The sequence below is a fragment of the Natronomonas sp. genome (assembly GCF_046483325.1).
GTDB lineage: Archaea > Halobacteriota > Halobacteria > Halobacteriales > Haloarculaceae > Natronomonas.
Genome location: NZ_JAWODL010000039.1, coordinates 1 through 3,454, shown reverse-complemented (window position 1 = coordinate 3,454; position 3,454 = coordinate 1). Strand labels below are relative to the sequence as shown.

Sequence of the window (3,454 nt, the reverse complement as noted above, 5' to 3'; positions counted from 1 at the left end):
GAGCGAAGCGAAGCAATCTCAGTGAGGAAAGCTATCCAGTTATCGAAATCATCCCGGGACAGATAGTCACCAGGAAGACGGTAGAAAAGATGAAAGTCGTGGACGGGACAGTTATGCCCGATCTGGAGAGAGATATCCTGAAGCTGGTGGTCGTCGAACGGCATGAGGCCAGCGGCAACGTCGGACTAGGGATAGTAAAGGGATTCGGTTTGAACGCTCGGCGTACAGGGAATCGACGTCACGGACGGTCGACACGCGTCGCTCGCAGACGAGCCGGAGATCTTCGCGAGGGCCGTGCTCGAGGTGCTCGCCGACCCGGACCGACAGACGCGGTATCGCCGCAACGCCCGCGCCCTGGTCGAACGGGAACACGACTGGCCGACGATCACGGACCGGTTGGGAGGCTTCTACGAGACGGTGATAGCCGATGCCTGATTCGACCAACCCCGGCCGCAACATCGTCTTCGTGACGGTCGACAGTCTCCGCGCCGATCGGTGCGGCTTCATGGGGTACGACGAGCCGACGACGCCGACGCTCGACGAGATGGCCGCCGACGGCGTCGCAGTCGAACACGCCATCGCACCCGGTCCGATTACGCCCGCGTCGCTGCCCGCGATGTTCACCGGTAAATACCCGCTCGCGATCGACGACGACAGCACCGGTGGTACGCCTGAACTCACCGCTGCTCGCGGCCAGATCCGTAAGCACATGGAGACACAGGATTCGCTCCCGGCGATGCTCTCGCGTCAGGGGTACGCGACGGCGGGATTTACGCCGAACCCGTGGACGTCGCGGTACTTCGGCTTCGACGCCGGCTTCGACCACTTCGAAGACTACATGTCCGAAGACGTTTCCAGCACGGTATTCGAGCGGATGCTCTCCGGAGAGGGGTCGAAGGGCGCCTCGGCGCTCCGGCTCGTTTTGAGCTGGATGCAGCGTGAGAACGTGTTCAAACCGTGGGAGGCGTTTTACGACGACGTCGTCGAGTGGATCGAACGCGCCCCCGAACCGTACTTCGTCTGGGTGTTCCTGCTCGACGTTCACTTCCCGTACCTGCCCACGGACGCGTACCGTTCCCAGTCGCGCTGGCGAGGGTACGAGGCGAACCTCCGGCTCTATCTGGAGGAGCAGCGGGATTACGACGATCGGGTCCACGAGCAGCTCTCGACGGCATACGACGACGCGGTCCGGTACACGGACCGGTTCTTCGCGCGACTCCAAGCAGACCTCGACGACCCGCTCGTCGTCGTCACGGGCGACCACGGAGAGGCGTTCGGTGAGCACGGCACCTACACCCACCAAGACCAGCTCTACGAGGAGAACATCCGGGTCCCGCTCGTCATCGGCGGGGGGCCCTCCGGTCACCTGGACGGACCGGTCTCGCTGCGGTCGATCCCCAGGTTGCTCACGGAGTTGGCGGCCACCGGCGAGGTTGCCGACGTCGGCCGACCGTTCGCGATCGCGCGAAGCAAGAGCGGCGACTCGCTCGCCGCTCGGGGTCGCCGCGCGAAGTACATCCACGGCGACGACCGCCAGGAACTGTACGACCTACGCCGCGGCGAGCAGGCGCCGATACGCAACGACGACCTCGCCGCGCTCTGTCGAGCGGTCGTCGATCAGGCGCGTGAATCCGGCGTGGAACTGGCCCGTCTGACCGAGGCGGCCGGGGAGGTCGGCGGCATATGACGGAGAATCTCGTCCTCGTGACGCTCGACAGCCTCCGAGCCGACCACTGTGGGCCGGATGAGGTGGGGGCCGAACTCGCGCCGACGATGCGACGAATGGCCGATGAAGGGGTCGAGTACGAGCGTGCCGTCGCACCGGGTCCACGGACACCGTCCTCGATGCCGGCCGTCTTCACTGGAGAGCACCTCTCGCCCGTCACCGGGGAGGCGGGTGACTTCTGGGAGCGTCGGCGCTCCGTTATCCGGAAGCACATGCGGCGTCACGAGACCATCCCCGAACGGCTCCGAGAGCGCGGCTATCACACGGTCGGTGTGACGGTGAATCCCTGGACGCAGGACACGGCCTTCGACAGCGGCTTCGACGAGTTCGTTCAAATCAACGGTGAGACGCTCGGCGAGTACGGGCCGCCGACGTTCAGACTCACCGATCTCGTACTCAGTGACACCGCGGTCGGCGATCGGCTCTACTGGTTCAACAAGCGCGAGTGGTTCATCCGCTGGTCAGATTTCTACGAGACGATCCTCGACGCGGTCAGCGAGGCGCCCGAGCCGTACTTCCTGTGGGTGTTTCTCCTCGACACCCACCAGCCGTACATCGTTCCCGACACGGACCGCGAGGACAGTTCCGCGCTGGGAATGTACTACGCGTCGTTCCGCGAACTCGCGTCTGACGGGGCCATTCCCGACTGGGTCGATACTCGTCTCCGTCGAGCCTACAGGGACAGCGTCCGCTCCGTCGACAGGTTCCTCGACCGCCTGATGGAAGACACGGCGGCCGAGGACCCGGTCTTCGTCGTCCACGCCGACCACGGCGAGGCCTTCGGCGAACACGGCACGTACGGACACGAACAGCGCCTGTATACGGAGAACATCCACGTCCCTCTCATCGTTCACAACGTGCCCGTTCGAGAGCGGGTCTCGGAGCCGATTTCCATCCGACGGCTGCCGCGCCTCATCGATGCGCTGACGGAGCCGAGTTCATTCGATCCCGCGGCGCAGACGGCCGACTTTGCCATCTCGGCCGTCGACGACGGGCACCTGAACTCGATTACGACCCGCGACTGGAAGCTCATCCAGACGCCGGCGGAATCCGAAACCGAACTCTATCATCTCAGCCGCGATCCCGAGGAACAGCGAAACCTCACGTCCGAACACGAGCCGCTCGAAGGCCGGCTCGAGGCACTCGTCGGACGCCATCGGAGTCACCAGACGGAGCGCGTCCGTATCGCTGACGCCGTCAACGAGGGGATCACGCAGCTATGAGGCGTGAGAAAGCGGAGTTCGGCGGCGCAGGCGTGGTTCGTCTCTCCTGGCGTGTCGGGGGGTGGGGTTGAATGCGACTCTGTATCGGCCACGGCGGTGACATGGGGGAACCGAGCGGAGGCACCGAGCGCGTCTCGGCGCTCGCCGGCGGTCTGGCCGGGCGCGGTGTCGACGTGACGCTCGTGGCACCGACACCTTCGGACTCCGTCCCGGACCGACTCGAATCCGTCGAGTGTATCTACGTCGACTCGCCGTCAGTCTCGGTTGCACGAGCCGCGAAAGTGGCGCGAACGGCCGCACGGGAAGCCAACAGGCGGAACGCCACTCTCCAGTTAGAGCACTCGACGCTGGCCGGTGTCGGGACGCTGGCCGGCGTCGATAACTACGTTCTCGATATGCACGACCTGGGATACTCTCGGTTCGACCACGTTGACAGCGCCGCAGCACCGGTGATTAAACGGGTCGTCAAGCGGCTCGAAAAGCGGGCGCTCGAACGGGCGGACCA

Annotated in this window: 4 protein-coding genes and 1 pseudogene; all 5 read left to right on the top strand. The window is 64.9% G+C overall.

Translation table 11 applies throughout. The annotated features are described in order from the left end of the window. Window positions 1–41 precede the first annotated feature (41 nt). A pseudogene (locus R6U53_RS11205) lies at window positions 42–203 on the top strand (adenine deaminase C-terminal domain-containing protein); the annotation flags it as partial. Window positions 204–231: 28 nt separating this feature from the next. Then, window positions 232–435, top strand: coding sequence for a glycosyltransferase (locus R6U53_RS11200; RefSeq protein WP_410322450.1), 204 nt, complete (start codon window positions 232–234; stop codon window positions 433–435). Continuing rightward, window positions 428–1,687 carry a sulfatase gene (locus R6U53_RS11195; RefSeq protein WP_410322449.1) on the top strand — a complete coding sequence of 420 codons (1,260 nt, stop codon included), beginning with the start codon at window positions 428–430 and terminating at the stop codon, window positions 1,685–1,687. The genes R6U53_RS11200 and R6U53_RS11195 overlap by 8 nt, the downstream gene beginning before the upstream one ends. Then, window positions 1,684–2,949: a sulfatase-like hydrolase/transferase gene (locus tag R6U53_RS11190; protein WP_410322448.1), complete on the top strand. Its 1,266-nt coding sequence runs from the start codon at window positions 1,684–1,686 to the stop codon at window positions 2,947–2,949. The genes R6U53_RS11195 and R6U53_RS11190 overlap by 4 nt, the downstream gene beginning before the upstream one ends. 71 nt (window positions 2,950–3,020) lie before the next feature. After that, window positions 3,021–3,454 (top strand): hypothetical protein (locus R6U53_RS11185; protein ID WP_410322447.1); only part of this gene is annotated, 434 nt, incomplete at its 3' end.

Excerpts from the sequence above, each read along its gene's own strand:
- R6U53_RS11195 (WP_410322449.1), top strand. The coding sequence starts at position 428 with ATGCCTGATTCGACCAACCCCGGCCGCAACATCGTCTTCGTGACGGTC.
- R6U53_RS11190 (WP_410322448.1), top strand. The coding sequence starts at position 1,684 with ATGACGGAGAATCTCGTCCTCGTGACGCTCGACAGCCTCCGAGCCGAC.